This is a genomic window from Rhizobacter sp. P3_B12 (genome assembly GCF_056402895.1).
This window is the reverse complement of sequence record NZ_JBFUGN010001396.1, coordinates 1-1,215: the sequence shown is the minus strand read 5'-3', so window position 1 is coordinate 1,215 and position 1,215 is coordinate 1. Positions and strand designations below refer to the sequence as shown.

The window sequence follows — 1,215 nt, the reverse complement described above, 5'->3', positions numbered from 1 at the left end:
CCTGCAGGGCCTGCGTCAATTCCATGTTGAGCCGCGTGCGCATCCAGCAGCGGCTGTTGAGAACGCTGGCGAGGCGCGCGTCTCTCTGGTGGGTATTCACCCAGAGATCGAATTGCCGCAGAGCCTGCGGGGCGTGGGAAAGCACGGCGTGCAACTCTGCCATGTCCGCACGCAGGGCAGAGGATGGCGGCAACACCTCGTCGAGTCGTGCAAGATCAGCCTGCGCGCCCGATGGATTGTCGAGCGCCACTCTCACCCAGGCGCGGCGGAAGCGCGCCTCGTTCAGCTGGGGATCAAGTCGCAAGGCCTCGTCCAGATCGGCGAGCGCGGCCTGTGACTTGCGCATCATCAGATGCAGCCGCGCCCGGGCATACAGGTAGTCGGCCACCTCGGGTGCCAACTCGCAGGCTCGGTTCAGGTCTTCCAGGGCACGAGCGTAATTCCCCGCCGCCATGGCAGCGGATCCCCGACGCGCCAAGGCATCGGCATCGTCCTTCCCGACATCTTTCGGCAGTGCTGCATAACGAGCGTCGTACTCGCCCGGGGCCGCTCGAGCGAACGCGAACGGGGCGACGCCATTCCAGGTGGCGTAGACCTTGTCCTGCAGGCGTGAAACATAGATGCGGTGCGACAGAAAATAGTCCAGCCCCAACAACATGCCCTGCTCCGAATCGTCGGCATCGTCGATCTCCAGGCGGGTGTTGACGATCTTCTCCCCGCCCAGTTCGAACAACGCGACGGGGCCTGCCCACGACTTCACCCGGCCTTCCCCAGCACCGCCGACGCGCCCCAGAGGCGTCAGGCTGCTCTCGTCGATGCCGGCGCGGCGGGCAGCCGCCAGCGTCAACGACGTGTGTGGCGCTCCGGTGTCCATCAGCGCCATCGTGCGCTTGCCGTTGATGCGGACTGCCACACGGATGGCCGTGTCCCTGTCATGCCGGGTCGTCCCGAGCGGTGCTTCGATCACCGGGGCCTCGCCGGCCCAATGGGCGAAGTTGGTCTCGGCACACTCACCCTTCGGAAAACTCAGGCGCACGATGCCGTGCGCCAGGTCGTACTCGGTGTCCGCCATCGACAGGATGTYGCGGCCCAGAATCCCCATGATGCCGGCGCCCAGCTCGTTGCCACCGACGATGAATTCCACGTTGTTCAATTCAGCCCCGAGCAGTCCCAGGGTTTGAACGCGTGTCAGCTTCGCATGGATACGCCCCGTGT

General features: G+C 65.4%; 1 protein-coding gene. It reads right to left on the bottom strand.

What is annotated here, in order from left to right; translation table 11 throughout:
* Positions 1-1,144 (bottom strand): aspartyl protease family protein (locus tag AC1D01_RS35545; RefSeq protein ID WP_477874348.1); only part of this gene is annotated, 1,144 nt, incomplete at its 3' end.
* Positions 1,145-1,215 lie beyond the last annotated feature (71 nt).